The organism is Tepidibacter hydrothermalis (assembly GCF_029542625.1).
GTDB classification, from domain to species: domain Bacteria; phylum Bacillota; class Clostridia; order Peptostreptococcales; family Peptostreptococcaceae; genus Tepidibacter_A; species Tepidibacter_A hydrothermalis.
Genome location: NZ_CP120733.1, coordinates 765267 through 782832, shown reverse-complemented (window position 1 = coordinate 782832; position 17566 = coordinate 765267). Strand labels below are relative to the sequence as shown.

Genomic DNA, 17566 nt, shown 5'->3' with positions numbered 1-17566 from the left:
GCCGAGAGAATATTTATTCTCTCGGCTATATTTTGACTACATTTTGCCATGGAAAGTTCTATTTATAACTTCTAATTGTTGTTCTCTAGTTAATTTGATAAAGTTAACTGCATAACCAGATACACGTATTGTAAGCTGAGGATAGTTTTCTGGATGATCCATAGCATCAAGTAACATTTCTTTGTCAAATACATTAACATTTATATGGTGACCTGATTGAATAAAATATCCATCAAGTAAATATGTTAAGTTGTTTATTCTTTCTTCCCCAGTTTTTCCTATAGCTTTAGGAACAACAGTGAATGTATAAGAAATACCATCTTGAGAATGCTCGTATGGAAGTTTAGCAACAGAAGATATAGAAGCAAGACAACCTTTTGTATCTCTTCCATGCATTGGATTTGCACCTGGTGCAAATGGTTCACCAACTTTTCTTCCATCTGGAGTACTTCCAGTTTTCTTTCCATAAACCACATTAGAAGTTATAGTTAATATTGATTGAGTAGGCAAAGAATTTCTATAAGTTTTATTTTTTCTTATCTTATTCATAAATCTTTCTACTAAATCACTTGCTATTGAGTCAACTGTATCATCATTGTTTCCAAACTTAGGAAAATCACCTTCAGTTTCAAAGTCAATAGCCATACCACTTTCATCTCTTATAGTCTTAACTTTTGCATATTTTATAGCTGATAAAGAGTCAGCACATACGGATAGTCCTGCTATACCACAAGCCATGGTTCTAAATACATCTCTATCATGTAAAGCCATTTGAGCTTTTTCATATGAATATTTATCATGCATATAGTGAATTACATTTAATGTATTTACATATAAATTAGCAAGCCAGTCTAATACTATATCAAATTTTTCCATAACTTCATCGTACTCAAGATATTCAGAAATTATAGGTGCTAATTTAGGACCAACTTGAATTCCTTTTTTCTCATCTTTACCACCATTTATACTGTATAATAACGCCTTAGCAAGGTTACATCTAGCTCCAAAGAACTGCATTTGCTCACCTATTCTCATTGCAGATACACAACAAGCTATTCCATAATCATCTCCTGAATATACTCTCATTAAATCATCATTTTCATATTGAATAGAGCTTGTATCTATAGAAACCTTAGCACAGAATTTTTTGAAGTTTTTCGGAAGATTTTTAGACCAAAGTACAGTTAAGTTTGGTTCTGGAGCAGCCCCTAAAGTATATAAGGTATTTAACATTCTAAATGAGTTTTTAGTAACAAGTGTTCTTCCATCAACACCCATACCCCCTATTACTTCTGTTACCCAAGTTGGGTCTCCGGAGAATAATTCATTATATTCTGGAGTTCTTAAGAATCTAACCATTCTAAGTTTCATAACAAAATGATCCATTATTTCTTGAGCTTCTTCTTCAGTTAAAACTCCATTTTTTATATCTCTTTCAAAATATACATCAAGGAAAGTAGATACCCTACCTAAACTCATAGCAGCTCCATTCTGATCTTTAACTGCTGCAAGATAAGCAAAATAAGTCCATTGTACAGCTTCTTTAGCATTTTTAGCAGGTACACCTATATCAAATCCATATTCTGAAGCCATTAATTTGAATTCTTTTAACGCTTTTATTTGCTCAGATATTTCTTCTCTTAATCTTATAGTATCCTCATCCATGGAAACAACATTTAAAGATTGTTTTTGAGCTTCTTTATCTTTTATTAATCTATCTATACCATAAAGAGCTACTCTTCTATAGTCTCCTATTATTCTACCTCTTCCATAAGCATCTGGAAGACCAGTTATTATACCAGCACTTCTAACCGCTCTCATTTCTGGAGTGTAAACATCAAATACTCCATCATTATGAGTTTTTCTATATTTAGTGAAAGCTTCTTTGATAGAAAGATCTAATTCATATCCATAAGCTTTACATGAATTCTCGACCATTCTTATTCCACCAAAAGGCATTACAGCTCTTTTAAGGGGAGCATCCGTTTGAAGCCCAACAATTATTTCTAAATCCCTGTCTATGTATCCTGCTTTATGAGAATTTATAGTTGAAACAGTCTTAGTATCAACATCAAGAGTTCCACCCTTTTCAATCTCTTGTTTAATTAAACTTGAAACCTGATTCCATAATTTTTTAGTTCTATCTGTAGCTTCAACTAAAAATGCTTCATCACCATCATAAGGATTATAATTATTTTGGATAAAATCTCTTACATTAATTCTTTTAATCCAATCCCCTTCATTAAATCCTTTCCATTCTTCCCTCAACATAAAAATACCTCCTTGACATTAGTTACTTGTCCAGAGGTATACAAAAAAGATCCCCTGGACATAGTAGGTGCCCAGGCGGTCGGCTTATTTAATCTAAAATCACATTCCCTCGTAGTTAATTCTACGTAATCCGCCAGTTATGTGATTCCTTTAATTTTTTATATTTGATATATTTTTATCTTACCACTATGTTTATTTATCGTCAATATACAAAATAGCTTTTATTATTTGATTTAATATAACAAAAATCATCGCTTCTAATTTTTAACTGGCATTGAAATATAAAAAACAACTCCATCTTTTTGATTCTCAACCCAAACTTTTCCGTTATACATATCTACAATACGTTTTACAATATTCAGTCCCAAACCACTTTGACCTTCACTACCTTTTTCAAATGCATTAAATAACTTGTGTTTTTGTTCATCTTCTATAAACGGACCGTTATTATAAACTCTAAAAATAATATTTTCATCATCTGCTTTTAATGCTACTTCAATCTTATCTTTACTATATCTAATCTGATTTTGTAAAATATTTTCAAAGACAACTTTCCACTGTTCATAATCACCCTTAATAACAATATTATCTAAGTCTAAATTCCAGTTAATATCGATTCTTTCATACTGTAATCTTTCATACACTTGTTGAATAATAACTTGTAACTGTATATCTTCTTCTAATGTTTTATGATTAGATAAGTATTCTAAGTTAGTTATATAGATTAAATCTAACGCTTTTTTTTGTAATCGCCTAGCTTCTTGGTCAATTACATCTAGTGTTGTATCTAAATTCCCTCTAGGATAATATCCATCTTTAATTGCTTGTATATAACTTCTAATAACCATAATCGGAGTTTTCAATTCATGAGAAATACTCTGAAGCATAGATTGCTGTTTCTCATCATGATTTACTAACTGCTGTCTCATACATTCACACGATCTTGCTAAATCCTTTATCTCCTCTGAACCTTCTATACATATAGGTTCATTCCAATCTCTTTTTGCTATACGATCCATATCTTTTTCTAATATCATAAGAGGTTTAGTTAATTTTTTAGAAATTATACGTATTGGAATTAGAATAATTAATATAACTCCTAGTATGCCAATAAAAATATTACGTAGCAAAGATATTATTCTTTTCTTTAAATTTTCCCATATATACGAATATACATAAACCGTTTCATTTCCAATTTTTTGTTTTGATATTACATAGTATAGCTTTTTACCTTCTACTACTTTTTCATATCTTTTGTTTTCAATTTTTTGAGTTTTTGCTTGTTGTACAATTTCCATTTTAATTTTAGGTTCTAACTTCTCTTTTTTTTGACCCGAGATTGTATCTGTATTATAAATAATATTATGCTTAGGAACAGATTCAGTTATTGGAACTGCGGGAACTGTAGGTAGTGCAGGTACTACCTCACGTGGTTTTATTTTTTGAGTATAACTAGGAGTTATTTTTATTGAGTTAATTTCTTGTTTTTGTTCTTGCTCAATATAAGTATACATCTGTTCTTCAAAAAAATTCTCTAACGTAACATAAAAAACTATGCTTAAAATAATGCATAACCCAACAATAATTCCAATAAACCACATCCATATTTGAGTTGATAAAGATTTTGCCTTCATTACTAAAGCCTCCTGTATCCATATCCATAAATTGTTTCTATTTTTAAATCAGGCATCTTCTTCCTTAATCGTTTAATCAAATTATCTACTACTCTATCTGAATAAAAATAATCATTTCCCCAAATTTTCTCTAAAATTTGTTCTCTAGACAAAGCCTGTCCTTTTGCATTTATAAATAATATCAGTAAATCAAATTCTTTAGATGTTAAATCAATATTATCCTCATCTTTTTTTACTATTCTTCTATTTTTATCAACCTTATAGGTATCTATATTTTCGATTTCATTTTGATCATTACTTTGTATCTCGTTTTTGTACACCCTCTGTAGTATTTTTTTTATTCGAATAATCAATTCTCTAGGTAAAAATGGTTTAGATAAATAATCATCACTACCTAATTCCAGTCCAATAATTCTATCCATATCCGTATTCCTTGCAGATGTAAAAATAACAGGAACATTAGGTGTTTTTTCCTTAATTTCTTTTAATAATTGAATTCCATCTATATCTGGAAGCATTATGTCTAAAACCCATAAATGAGGTGCAGTATCAATCATTTTCTGTGCTTCTATTCCATTATAAAAAGATTTTACGTTCCATTCTTCCTTTTTCATATAATATGATAAAATTTCATTTAAATTTTGCTCGTCTTCAACTAAATAAATACTATAAGACATATTTTCTCCCCATCCAATATAAAAATTTTTAAAGTTTATTTATTATAGAACAAAAGAGAACCAAAATACAAGGTTCTCTCTAATTTATTATTTATTCTATGTTAGTTATGAATTTTTTAATCAATCATTCTTACATATCTTTAGATTTTATAATGTCTTCTTGTTCTTCTCCACTAATAACAGGTTTAACGACTTTAATTGATTTCATTTTTGGTACAAACTTTGGTTTATTTACCTTAATATATTCCTGCATTTCTTCATAAGTCATTTCTTTTATTTTTTCTAGCTCTACTTTTTCTACTTCACTAAGTTCAATTGCCTTTATATTTTCTAATTTTCCATCAATGTTTTTTGCTGGTATACATTTAAATGCTGGTACAACTCTTGGTTTATTTTCTTTTATATATTCTTGTAATTGTTCTGGAGTCATTTCTTTCATTTTTTCTAATTCTGCTTTTTCTTCTTGGTTAAGCTCAACTGACTTCATAATATTCATAGGCTTTACCTTTACCATTTTCATTACATCATCATTTTGATTCGCATATGCACTTATACTTCCTCCAATAACCATAACCCCTGCTAATGCTGATAAAATAAATCTTTTTGCTTTCATACTTATCTCCTCCATTTTTTATTTATTTTACTTGTTAAGTTTATTATAGAAAGAGATTGTATTATAAATATAATATAAATGTGTCAAATTGTGAAAAATGAATAACTATTATGGATGCACTAATTTTCGTTTTAAATTTAATCTTTATTAAATCAAATTTTACTTATTTTCATTACATAGTATTTAATAAGAGTAAATTACATCCTGTTAGTCCTACATTTATTAGAACTGTAAAAATAATATAGTCTCTTTTATTCTTCTTTCTCTTTATGTACTATTTTATATTTTTTATATGTCTAGGATTTTTTATGGATTCTACTTCACGAGCTTTAGGAATTCTCCTACTGCTTAAATCTATTTTGACTTAGTTTCATCTCCTTTCACTTTAGCTGACTTAGTTTAACTAGTACTTATTAGTCAGAATTCAATTTTTATTTCAGATTGACTAATTCCGCTCAATATATTGATTTCACTGAATTTATGTGGCTTTATTTTTGCTAACTTCTTTAAGAAGTTAGCAAATTCATTATTATGATATATGTTTAAATGTGAAATTAATTCTTTTTTGTATGAAAAAAGAGTACTCTCTTTTTTCAAAGAAATTACTCTTCTTTCATTTTACAACTTGCTCTCTTTTGTTTTTATAAAATTTTCGTTAATGTTACATCTTGTGCTACTGCTTTATCTACAACTGTTATTGCTCCTGTAGCATTTTTATATCCTTCTTTACTTACTGTATAAGTGTATTCTCCTGCTTCTAACTTGTAGCTTCCATCTGATTCTGCATTTACTACTGTCTCTCCAGATTTCACTACTACTGTTGCATCTGCAACTACTCCATCAGCATCTGTAATATTAAATGTCGTTGTATATTTTACTACTGTTTTTGTTAATGTTACATCTTGTGCTACTGCTTTATCTGTAACTGTTATTGCTCCTGTAGCATTTTTATATCCTTCTTTGCTTACTGTATAAGTGTATTCTCCTGCTTCTAACTTGTAGCTTCCATCTGATTCTGCATTTACTACTGTCTCTCCAGATTTCACTACTACTGTTGCATCTGCAACTACTCCATCAGCATCTGTAATATTAAATGTCGTTGCGTATTTTACTACTGTTTTTGTTAATATTACATCTTGTGCTACTGCTTTATCTGCAACTGTTATTGCTCCTGTAGCATTTTTATATCCTTCTTTGCTTACTGTATAAGTGTATTCTCCTGCTTCTAACTTGTAGCTTCCATCTGATTCTGCATTTACTACTGTCTCTCCAGATTTCACTACTACTGTTGCATCTGCAACTACTCCATCAGCATCTGTAATATTAAATGTCGTTGCGTATTTTACTACTGTTTTTGTTAATATTACATCTTGTGCTACTGCTTTATCTGCAACTGTTATTGCTCCTGTAGCATTTTTATATCCTTCTTTACTTACTGTATAAGTGTATTCTCCTGCTTCTAACTTGTAGCTTCCATCTGATTCTGCATTTACTACTGTCTCTCCAGATTTCACTACTACTGTTGCATCTGCAACTACTCCATCAGCATCTGTAATATTAAATGTCGTTGCGTATTTTACTACTGTTTTTGTTAATATTACATCTTGTGCTACTGCTTTATCTGTAACTGTTATTGCTCCTGTAGCATTTTTATATCCTTCTTTGCTTACTGTATAAGTGTATTCTCCTGCTTCTAACTTGTAGCTTCCATCTGATTCTGCATTTACTACTGTCTCTCCAGATTTCACTACTACTGTTGCATCTGCAACTACTCCATCAGTATCTGTAATATTAAATGTCGTTGCGTATTTTACTACTGTTTTTGTTAATATTACATCTTGTGCTACTGCTTTATCTGCAACTGTTATTGCTCCTGTAGCATTTTTATACCCTTCTTTACTTACTGTATAAGTGTATTCTCCTGCTTCTAACTTGTAGCTTCCATCTGATTCTGCATTTACTACTGTCTCTCCAGATTTCACTACTACTGTTGCATCTGCAACTACTCCATCAGCATCTGTAATATTAAATGTCGTTGCGTATTTTACTACTGTTTTTGTTAATATTACATCTTGTGCTACTGCTTTATCTGTAACTGTTATTGCTCCTGTAGCATTTTTATATCCTTCTTTGCTTACTGTATAAGTGTATTCTCCTGCTTCTAACTTGTAGCTTCCATCTGATTCTGCATTTACTACTGTCTCTCCAGATTTCACTACTACTGTTGCATCTGCAACTACTCCATCAGCATCTGTAATATTAAATGTCGTTGCGTATTTTTCTTTTTCGTCAACACCACTAGACTTCACTCTCTTACTTGCACTAGCTATTTCTTTACCTACTGTATCAGCTTCACCATTATACATCATTATTTTTAATGTAAATGTAAAGTCTCCTTTAGGAAGGTCTTGAATATATAATGAAGTCTGTATATCATTATATATTCTATTAATTGGTGCTTTTGTAAATTTCTTTATTTTGTCTGATAAAGTAAATATTTTCTCATCTGTAGAAGGATTATACACAAATCCTATCTCTTTATTTTCCCCATCCTTCATTATTACTTTTGAATCCTGAGCTGCTACTCCTATCTTAACTTCTTCATCTGATTTACAATTTGTTTGTATTTCAAGAATTCCATCTACTAATAAATTTCCATCCTTAATTTTTTCTAATTCTTCTTTTGTTGGATAATCAATTTTTATATTTGATTTATATAAACCGTTTTCTAATTTAAAGTCTTCTACTTCAATTTTAGTTTTCTTAGCTATCATCTCATCTTCAGAATATGTTGTTATATCTACATTTTTTACTGTTGATATATTACCTGAACTATCTCTAGCTACAACATATACTGTATATTCAGTTCCTGCTGTTAACCCTGTTATATGAAGTGTAGCTTCTGTTTCTGATGTTACAGTAGTATTTTTACTATCTTTTCCATCTCTTACTTGTGTATTGCTTGGTGGTGTAGCTGTTTTTGGTAATACTACATAATATACTGTTCCTGATTCATTTGATTTCAACTTAATATCTGCACTTGTATTTTCAATATTTGCACTACTTACTCCACTTACTACTGGTGCTGTAGTATCTCTGTTGCTATGGCTAGAACCACCACTTGATGAATGTGTTCTACTTACAGAATTACGTTTTGATCCTTCTATTTTCTTAACGTATCCACTTCCCTTTACTCTAGCTGCTTCATCAGCATCTATTGTACTAATTTTAGTACTACTAGCTACATATATATAAGCATCTTCTGCATCGTCTTTTATAGATACTTTAGATATTTCTCCTTTTTGTAAGTAAAGATCTGCATCTTTTACTTCTATATCTACATCATCAAAATCACCTTTTAATGTAACTTTATGATCGTCTTCAATAGATACATCATCAAATCCTGATTTAGTTAATTTATCACTTCCTGATGTATCTTCTTCAAGTATTGCTCCTGATTTTAATGTAACTGTATCTATAGTTGTACTTCCTTGTGCAACTAATCTTACATCGTCACCGTTTTTATCAACAACTACTTTTCCTAAATCACAATCTTCAAGATATACACTGTTTTCTCCACCACCGTATATATATGTAGTTCCTTTTACTGTAACATCTTCAAGATATACTTCTCCATCTCCTACATGTGATGATATAGTAAGATCTCCATCTATCGTTTTATTTTCTAATCTATCCCCTTTATCATCTAATACTACATCATTATCTCTATTTTTTGATTTTTCATCATAATTAGAACTATGTCTACTACTTGAAGATGAATAACCTGATCCTTTAAATTTCTTATAAATTACAGTCACAGCTTCTGCTCTAGTTATATATTTTTCTGGTCCAAATGTTCCATCTGGATATCCACTCATCTTTTTAGAATCTACTAATGCACCTATAGATTTTTTACTCCAATCTGCAATTTTATCTGAATCTTTAAATCTATCAGATACATATTCCTTATTACCAGATTGTTTATTAAGCACTTTAGCCATAATTACAGCTACTTCTTGTCTTGTTATTTTGTTATTAGGTCTTATAGTATTATCTTCATATCCTGATATATATCCTTTTGCTTTTGCTTTTCTTAAATCTTCATAGAACCAATCTTTTGATGATGTATCCTTGTAGTTAATATCGTAAACTAGCTTATAGTTAAAAGCTTTGTTTATTAATGATATAAATTCTGCTCTTGTAATATAGTTATCTGGCTTAAATGTACCATCATTATAACCACTTATAATTCCTCTACTTACTAATGATTTAATTTGATTTGCCGCCCAATGGTTATTAACATCTGAAAAACTAGCGGCAAAAGAAATTCCCATCGATCCGACTACCATAGATGCACTTAATATGATAGCCATAGCACGTTTACTATTTCTTTTTAATAGTCCCATACTTATCCTCCTCTTTTATATTTAGGTATTCATACCTTGTCAACCCTAATTATACAATATTATCCATAAAATAAATATACATTTATAAAATATTCCATTTCAAATTTTTACATTTTTTCTTTATCCTTTATCATTATATGAGTTTAGATTCAGTAAGTGTTTCATCATCTAGGTATAAATACCCAAAACAAAAAAGTTATTACTATTTATCTTTTATTTCCTTCAAAATCATATTGATCCCCTTTTTAATTTCATCATTATTAACCCTACTCACACTCAACCTTATCAACTTTTCATTTATATGATTTTCTAGGTAAAACATGCAGGTATCTGGTAGTAATATATTTTTCATATTTAATCTTCTAACAATGTCTTTACTACTTACATTATTAGTAATTTCAAAACTTGCAAAAAACCCTGAATTAGGTATATACCATTTTACATTTGAATTATTTAAGTTTTTTATTAGTTTATCAAGATAACTCATTCTTTCACGATATACTGTTCTAAGCTTTTTCATATGTGCATTAAACATACCACTTTTTATATAAATTTCTAGAGCACCTTGTGAAAGTATAGATGTATTTAAATCATTCCACTTCTTATACTCTTTAAAAGTTTTCAATAATAATTTTGGAAGAACTACTGCTGAAATTCTTAATTGCGGAAGTATAATTTTAGAATAGCTTTTTAAATATATTACTCTAGACGAACAATCTAGGGCATATATTGGATCTGATTTTTTATCTACCTCTAAATCTGCAAGATAGTCATCCTCAACTATATACACATCATACTTTTCAGCCAACTCTATTATTTTCTTTTTATCCTTATTAGAGTATGAAAACCCTGTAGGGTTATGAAATCTTGGAACAGTATAAAAAAATTTTATATTATTATACTTAAACATCTTTTCAAGTTCATTTAGGTCTATCCCATTATGGTCCCTTTTTATACCAATTGTATTTATATTATTAATCTCTAAAGATTTAATAACTCCATGATATGTAGGTTGTTCTATTAGTACATTATCTTTACCATTTGGAAAATGCATCATTGTCAATATATTGATAGCTTGTTGTGAACCAGTGGTTATAAAAACGCACTTATTATAAGTAAATACTTGATAATCTTGAAGTTGTTTTACTATCACATTGATTAAATTTTCAAATCCTTGAGTATTTGAATTAGAAAACAATCTTTCCTTATATAAATCCATGGCTTGATTTAAGCAATGTTGAAATTCTTCATATGGCAAAATACGACTATCTGGAGCTGATGTAGAAAAATCTATATATTTATTACAAATCTTATTATTTAAATTCAAATTATTTTCAATAAGGTAGTATCCACTTTTAGGAATTGAGTATATTATATGTTCCTTTTCTAACAAGTCATATGCCTTAACAACAGTTACTTTACTACATTGAAATTCTTCACAGATATTTCTTATTGATGGTAGTTTTTTACCAGATTTAATACTCCCATTTGAAATTTCACTTTTTATATAATTTATAATAGCTTGATATTTTTTCAAAACCCGTTCCCCCTATAATATCTGTACTAGCCCACATTGAAATTTCTATCATTGATGTAAATATATACCTATTTTATACTTTAACTGTACTACAAACTTTTTCCAAAATAAAGTATTTAGTCTAGTAAGGGAGGATATATTATGAAAGATTTAACTACAGGAAATGAAGTAAAAGTTATATTTAAATTTACAATACCAATACTTATAGGTAATATGTTTCAACAATTATACAATACAATAGACAGTATTATAGTAGGTAACTTCTTAGGTAAAAATGCTTTAGCATCAGTTAGTGCTAGCTTTAATATTATGCTTGTAATTTTACTAATCGTTATGGGGTTAACTTTAGGTACGAATATTCTTATAGCTAAATATTATGGTGCAAAAGATATTGAAAAAGTAAAAAAGGCTATAGATACAGCTTATGTGTTTTCATTTATACTATCTATACTAATTACTTCATTAGGGCTTTTAACTAGTAATTCTATCTTAGTTTTTTTCAAAGTCCCAGCAGTAATAGTTCCTACAGCTAAAATTTATCTTCATATTCTTTTGATTGGAACAACTTCTTCATTTTGTTACAACACTATTAGTAGTATTTTAAGAGGTATTGGAGATTCAAAAACTCCTCTATATTTTCTAATATTCTCAACTGTATTAAATATAATTTTAGATTTAATATTTATTATAACTTTTAAGTTAGGTGTCTTTGGAGCGGGACTTGCTACAGTAATATCTCAAACGGTTTCATTTATAGGTAGCTTCATTTATTTAAATAGAATTTATCCTGAGTTCAGATTTAATATTAGAAATATAGATTTTGATAAGGATATATTTAGATTAAGTTTAAAAATAGGAATGCCTTGTGCTTTACAAAAATTATTAATAACTGGTGGTTTTATAGTTATTCAAATTTTGATAAATGGTTATGGACCAAATTCCATGGCCGCATTTGCTGCTGCCGGAAAACTAGATGCATTTGCTCAAATGCCAGCGATGAATTTAGGTGATGCCCTCTCAACATTTACAGCACAAAATCTAGGTGCTAATAAACATGATAGAGTAAAAAAAGGATATCTATCTACTTTAATAATCAGTTCTATTGTTTGTACTTTTATAACTATACTGATTATAAGTTTTTCACATCCTTTAATGAGCCTGTTTGTAAGTGATAAATCTGTTATTAAAATAGGTGTAAGCTACCTTAATGTAGTTGCTTTATGTTATATTATTTATTCAGCTATGGTTATTACTAATGGAGTTTTAATAGGTGAAGGTAATTCACTTATTCCAATGCTTTCAACTGCACTTTCCCTATGGTGTGTTCAAATACCCGTATCATTATTTTTAACTAATAAATTTGGAATCAGTGGTATATGGCTTGGTATTCCTATTGGTTGGATGGCTGGGTTTGCATTAAGATTTTCATATTATATTTGGGAAAATAGAAAAACAAAAACTGGTCATATCAAAGTCAATTTTTAATTGAGTAAAACTTATCCAAAAGCTGTTAAGTTCTTATGTCTAGTTTTAAGAAGACGAACTTTTAGCTTTTGGATATATTGGTACCTTTAATTATTTTATTAATTTTATAATCCATACTTTAGGATTTTTCGTTTTTAAATTTGTTTTCTTAATACAGTTGTGTCCTATAATATTTATTTCTTTATCTTTTAACAAACCACATATAGCATCACCATATGTACAATTTTCATTGTGATTCATACTACAAGCCTCAATAAAATCTAATTTTTGAAGACCTATAGAAGTTTTTCCACAAATATGTATTATAGAATCTTCTAGTCTATCTTCTACTCGTTTTAATATCTTATATGTACTCTTTCCACTTATTTCTTTATATATTTTTGGTCCAACTATATCTATAGATCCACAAGGATCAGCATATGATATTATATTCGCTCCTCTTTTGATACCTTCTAATATGTATTTTACGATACTATCTTCTACTACCTTTATACAGTTATCTATTATTTCTTTATTTTTTCTTATCCCTTTATAAAAACTTCTTTGATCTATTAATGAAGATATTATTGTAAAAGGACCTTCAACATTTAAAGATACTATTTCATTTTGATTTCTTAATTGTTCAACAGAATCTAATACTGTTCTTATTCTTCCCTTGTTTAAATCTATTTCTTTAATGTTTCCTAATTCTTCAATAGTATCAAACATATATTCACTAACTCTTGGTCCATTTTTTTCATTTCCAAGATTTATTTTAGCTCCCATGGCCTCAGATTCAACAGTAACACAAAATGGAATTCTACAAACAGTATCTTTTCTATATTCTTTTAATTTTTCAGATAAATTAACCATACTATCCATATCTACATGTGCTTTAGGGAATTGTAATTCTGTACTATCTATTATTTCTTTTGGTATTTGTTCTAATTCATCACTTTTACATTCAAATTTAATCTTTTCATTCATACTATCAACTCCTAATATTTTTAACTAAAAAGATTATTTATTTCATTCTTATCTAAGTTTTTTCCTATAATACACAGTTTTCCATCACTCTTCACTTCACTCTTTTGTACTGTGAAATTACCATTTACATAATTAAATTCTATATTTCCTTCATCACTGTTCAAGTATCCTTTTCCTCTTAATACTATTCCATATTCTATTTTATTTAGCTTATCTAATATTTCTGATATTTCTTCTTTACTATATTTTTTATGTACTTTTATTGAAACACTAGTCATATCCTTCATCATTTCACTATAATTTTCAAAGTGGTACAACTCGTCTAAATCTGATAAATCATCATTATTTAAAATATTTTTAACATCTTCAATAGATAAATTATCCCAGTTTTTATTTAAAATATAAGCGTTTTTATTTAGTTTTTTTAAAGATTTAATAATAGCCTCTACTTCTTTCTCTTCTAAAAATTGACTTTTGCTTAGTATTAAAGTTGAAGCATTTATAATCTGATCTTCAAAAAAATATCCTAAATCCTCAATCATATCAATATAATTCATACTATCAACTACAGTAATTAGTGAATTTATACTACATATTTTATTTAAATCTTCATTCTTAAATATTCCTATTATATCGCTTAACAGGCCTATACCTGTTGGCTCAACAATAATATATTCAGGATTTATATCTTTAATTATTTTATTTATAGAATCTATAAAATTAGTTTTTATACTACAACAAATACATCCACTTTGAAGTTCTATAACTTCAAATCCATCTTTTTTTATTAAATCTCCATCTATTCCTACTTCTCCAAACTCATTCTCTATTAAAACAACTTTTTTATCTTTATATAGTTCTAAAATCTTTTTTATAAACGTTGTCTTTCCAGCTCCTAAAAATCCAGATACAATATCAACCTTTATCATATATACCTCCCTACTATCTTTATTAATAAAAATTCAAGCAACTTGTAAACAATCTTTCATATCCTTCTTTTGTAGATAGTTCAAAGTAATTTATCTCTCTTGATGTTTTTTCCATATCTTCTCTAGCCTCTTTAGAAATCAAACACATAAGCGCTCCTGTTTTTGAAGAATTTCCAATATATCTAATCTTTTCTCTTAACTTTTCTGGAACAATACCAACTCCTACTAAACTATCTATACTTAAGTGTTTTCCAAATTGTCCTGCAATAATTATTTCATCTAAATCATTCATATCAATTTCCATTAATTCAAGTAATGCGTAAAATCCTGATAGTATTGCCCCTTTAGCTAATTGAACTTGGCGAATATCTGACTGTGTAATATATATTTCTTTTGGTTTTGAATTAATTAGAAATTTTCTTTTTTTATTTTCTTCAACTACAAACTTTGCTATCTCTTTTAATTTTTCATCCTTCTTAAGATCATCTTTCTTCTTCAATCGTCCCGTTTTACCCATAAGATTAAGTCTTACTATTTCTGAAATAACTTCTATAATTCCACTTCCACAAATACCTATAGGATCTGTATTTCCAATTACCTTTAATTCAATTCCACTTTCATCTATGTTAACACCTTCAATTGCTCCATCTTGAGCTCTCATCCCACAGCTTATATTCATCCCTTCTAAAGCAGGGCCTGCTGCACAAGAGCATGAAGATAATTTTCCTTTCTTTGATAAAACTATTTCTCCATTTGTTCCTATATCTATAAATAAAATATTCTTATCTGTTTTAGATAACTCAGAAACAACTGCTCCTGCTACAATATCAGAACCTATATAGCTAGATACTCCTGGCAAACAATATATTACTCCAAATGAAGATATATTTATTCCTAACGAAGATGCTGATATAGTTTTACTTGATGAAAAAATAGGAGAATAAGGTGATTTACCTATAGAAACAGGATTTACTTTAAGCAATATATGCATCATAGTAGCATTTGCAGCAACAGCTACTTCATGAATATTTTCACTGCATACATCATTTTTATTACACAATTTTAAGATTAATTTATTAATGCACTTTATAATCAAGTTATGTAAAATTTCTAATCCATCTGAATTATTTTTTATGAAATGAATTCGAGAAAGCACATCTAATCCATATTCTTTTTGAGGGTTTATTTCACTTTCAACGTCTATTTCTTTTCCTGTACTTAAATCAACTAATGAACCTACAACCGTAGTAGTTCCTATATCAATAGATAATCCAAATATACTTTTACTTGTATCCTTATATTCAATTCCTATAAGTTCTTCATCACTATAAACTGCTGTTATTTGATCTTGTTCAAAAGCTTTTGGTAGTTTCCTTAATAATATAGGATTATTTATATGTAATGAATTGTTTGATATATCTTTTAATATATCTTCATACGATATATTATTTTCTAAAGTTGGTTTGGTAATATTGTAAACCTTTTTAGAAATCAAAGGATTAATTTTAATATCAGGCATATATCCCTCTGTCAAAATACTATGCTTTAGGTCTTTTTTTTGTAATAGTTCTACTGTTAAATCACCTTTAGGTATTACTAGGCAAGCCAATCTTATTCCCTCTTCTAATTCACATTTAGTTAAGTGATTGACTTCCTCATCAGTTTTATCATTAATTTCTCCCGTTACAATTTTAATTTTACATTTTCCACAGGTTCCTTTTCCACCACACGGAATTTCAATTCCTATATTATTTTCATGTAATATATTTAAAAGTGTGTTTCCTACTTTAAATTCATATTTTTCGTCAGTTCCATTAATATTTAAGTAGTTCATACTCGTATTACCTCTCTTTCAGATAAAGTGAAACTTAATTCAGATGGAATTTTTACTCCAACTGAATTTTTAGTTGCGTGTACTCTGGTGGTAAACTAATCCAGAACTCTTAGCTTTAGGATAAAATTTTAGTGCTCTCTAGTTACTAGACAGCACCAAAATTCAAGGTACATTATAACCAAATATATAGGTTACTTTTTATACCTTTTAGCAGTTTCAACTATTGCCTGTATATTTTCAAGCTTAGTTCTTGGCCCTATACCACAAGCTGGAGATAGTATGTCTACTCCATTGTGTAAGCATATATTTGAAATATTTTTCAACTTTTCTGGAGTATTATTTTCTAATGCAAAAGTGCTAATATTACCCATAATAGCCTTGTTTGTTACATTCTCTACTACTTTAGTAGCACTTGTAATTGAATCAAAACTTATTGCATCACTATTTAAAGTATTAAGTTCATCGTAAATACTTTTTAATCTTCCGCATATATGGATGATTGTTCCTTTATCTTTTATATCTTTAAAAGAATTTATAATTTCATTTAAATAAGGAACTGCAAATTCTCTAAACATTTTTGGTCCTAATAGTTCACCTGTTCCACTAGGATCTGAAATAGTTAATACATCAGCTCCAGCTTCTAGTTGTGCCCTTCCAAATGTAATAAGATTTTTTGTAACAAATTCCATGAACTCATGTGCTTCCTTAGGTTTTTTTCTAAGCTGTTTATAAAAAGTTATTGGCTCCATTAGTGAAGATGCTAAGCTTATAGGCCCTGTTAGATTTGCTATTATAGGAACTTCTTTATTTTTTTCTTTTAATATTTTTATAGCATCCAACACAACTTTTGCTCTTCCTTCATTTACATTTATATATTGTAATTTTGTATAATCAGCAACAGACTCTATAGGATACTCTATAACTCTCGGTTCATTAACTTTAGTTCCCATATAAACTTTAGCACCCATAGCCTCTGCTTCAACAGTCATACAAAAGGGTACTCCAAAATTTTCAAATCCCTTATTTTCATAAACACCTTCAGTTAAATCAGCCATCATTTGAGCATTAGTATGCGCACTTGGCCATGTAACTCCTGTGATATCCATTACATCTTCTATTATCATATTCATCATTCCACCTGGACAAATACAAGGAGGACGGTCTACTTTATTTCCTTTTAATATATTATGTAGTCTATCTTTTGGAGTAAGCAT

At 28.8% G+C, this 17566-nt stretch carries 12 protein-coding genes and 1 riboswitch; of the genes, 1 reads left to right on the top strand and 11 read right to left on the bottom strand.

The features are described 5' to 3' along the window. Positions 1-36: 36 nt before the first annotated feature. The 7 genes from pflB to P4S50_RS03290 all read right to left on the bottom strand — a co-directional run bounded on the left by pflB (position 37) and on the right by P4S50_RS03290 (position 11138). On the bottom strand, positions 37-2271 hold the full coding sequence (pflB, locus tag P4S50_RS03320; RefSeq protein ID WP_277733091.1) for a formate C-acetyltransferase: 2235 nt from the start codon (positions 2269-2271) through the stop codon (positions 37-39). 62 nt (positions 2272-2333) lie between these two features. Continuing rightward, positions 2334-2422: riboswitch (ZMP/ZTP riboswitch) on the bottom strand. A 106-nt stretch (positions 2423-2528) separates the two neighbouring features. After that, on the bottom strand, positions 2529-3905 hold the full coding sequence (locus P4S50_RS03315) for a sensor histidine kinase (RefSeq protein WP_277733089.1): 1377 nt from the start codon (positions 3903-3905) through the stop codon (positions 2529-2531). Positions 3906-3907: 2 nt separating this feature from the next. After that, positions 3908-4582, bottom strand: a complete 675-nt coding sequence (locus P4S50_RS03310) for a response regulator transcription factor (protein WP_277733088.1) — start codon at positions 4580-4582, stop codon at positions 3908-3910. 130 nt (positions 4583-4712) lie between these two features. Further along, positions 4713-5195 (bottom strand): hypothetical protein, encoded by a 483-nt coding sequence (locus P4S50_RS03305; protein ID WP_277733087.1) that lies wholly within the window; start codon positions 5193-5195, stop codon positions 4713-4715. Between the two features lie 417 nt (positions 5196-5612). Continuing rightward, positions 5613-5792 (bottom strand): hypothetical protein, encoded by a 180-nt coding sequence (locus tag P4S50_RS03300; protein ID WP_277733085.1) that lies wholly within the window; start codon positions 5790-5792, stop codon positions 5613-5615. Positions 5793-5836: 44 nt separating this feature from the next. Continuing rightward, the gene (locus P4S50_RS03295; RefSeq protein WP_277733083.1) at positions 5837-9601 is read right to left on the bottom strand and encodes an S-layer homology domain-containing protein; all 3765 of its coding nucleotides are present in this window, start codon (positions 9599-9601) and stop codon (positions 5837-5839) included. A gap of 202 nt (positions 9602-9803) precedes the next feature. After that, complete coding sequence (locus tag P4S50_RS03290; RefSeq protein ID WP_277733082.1) at positions 9804-11138, bottom strand: aminotransferase-like domain-containing protein; 1335 nt, start codon at positions 11136-11138, stop codon at positions 9804-9806. A gap of 141 nt (positions 11139-11279) precedes the next feature. Here P4S50_RS03290 and P4S50_RS03285 point away from each other — a divergent pair, with 141 nt between their 5' ends. Next, positions 11280-12623 carry an MATE family efflux transporter gene (locus P4S50_RS03285; RefSeq protein ID WP_277733081.1) on the top strand — a complete coding sequence of 448 codons (1344 nt, stop codon included), beginning with the start codon at positions 11280-11282 and terminating at the stop codon, positions 12621-12623. A 90-nt stretch (positions 12624-12713) separates the two neighbouring features. Here P4S50_RS03285 and P4S50_RS03280 read toward each other — a convergent pair whose 3' ends face one another. The 4 genes from P4S50_RS03280 to P4S50_RS03265 all read right to left on the bottom strand — a co-directional run bounded on the left by P4S50_RS03280 (position 12714) and on the right by P4S50_RS03265 (position 17566). Next, positions 12714-13589, bottom strand: coding sequence for a uroporphyrinogen decarboxylase family protein (locus tag P4S50_RS03280; RefSeq protein ID WP_277733079.1), 876 nt, complete (start codon positions 13587-13589; stop codon positions 12714-12716). A 20-nt stretch (positions 13590-13609) separates the two neighbouring features. Next, positions 13610-14518 (bottom strand): CobW family GTP-binding protein, encoded by a 909-nt coding sequence (locus tag P4S50_RS03275; RefSeq protein WP_277733077.1) that lies wholly within the window; start codon positions 14516-14518, stop codon positions 13610-13612. A gap of 22 nt (positions 14519-14540) precedes the next feature. Continuing rightward, positions 14541-16352, bottom strand: coding sequence for an ASKHA domain-containing protein (locus tag P4S50_RS03270; protein WP_277733075.1), 1812 nt, complete (start codon positions 16350-16352; stop codon positions 14541-14543). 191 nt (positions 16353-16543) lie between these two features. After that, positions 16544-17566 (bottom strand): methylcobamide:CoM methyltransferase MtbA, encoded by a 1023-nt coding sequence (locus P4S50_RS03265; RefSeq protein ID WP_277733073.1) that lies wholly within the window; start codon positions 17564-17566, stop codon positions 16544-16546.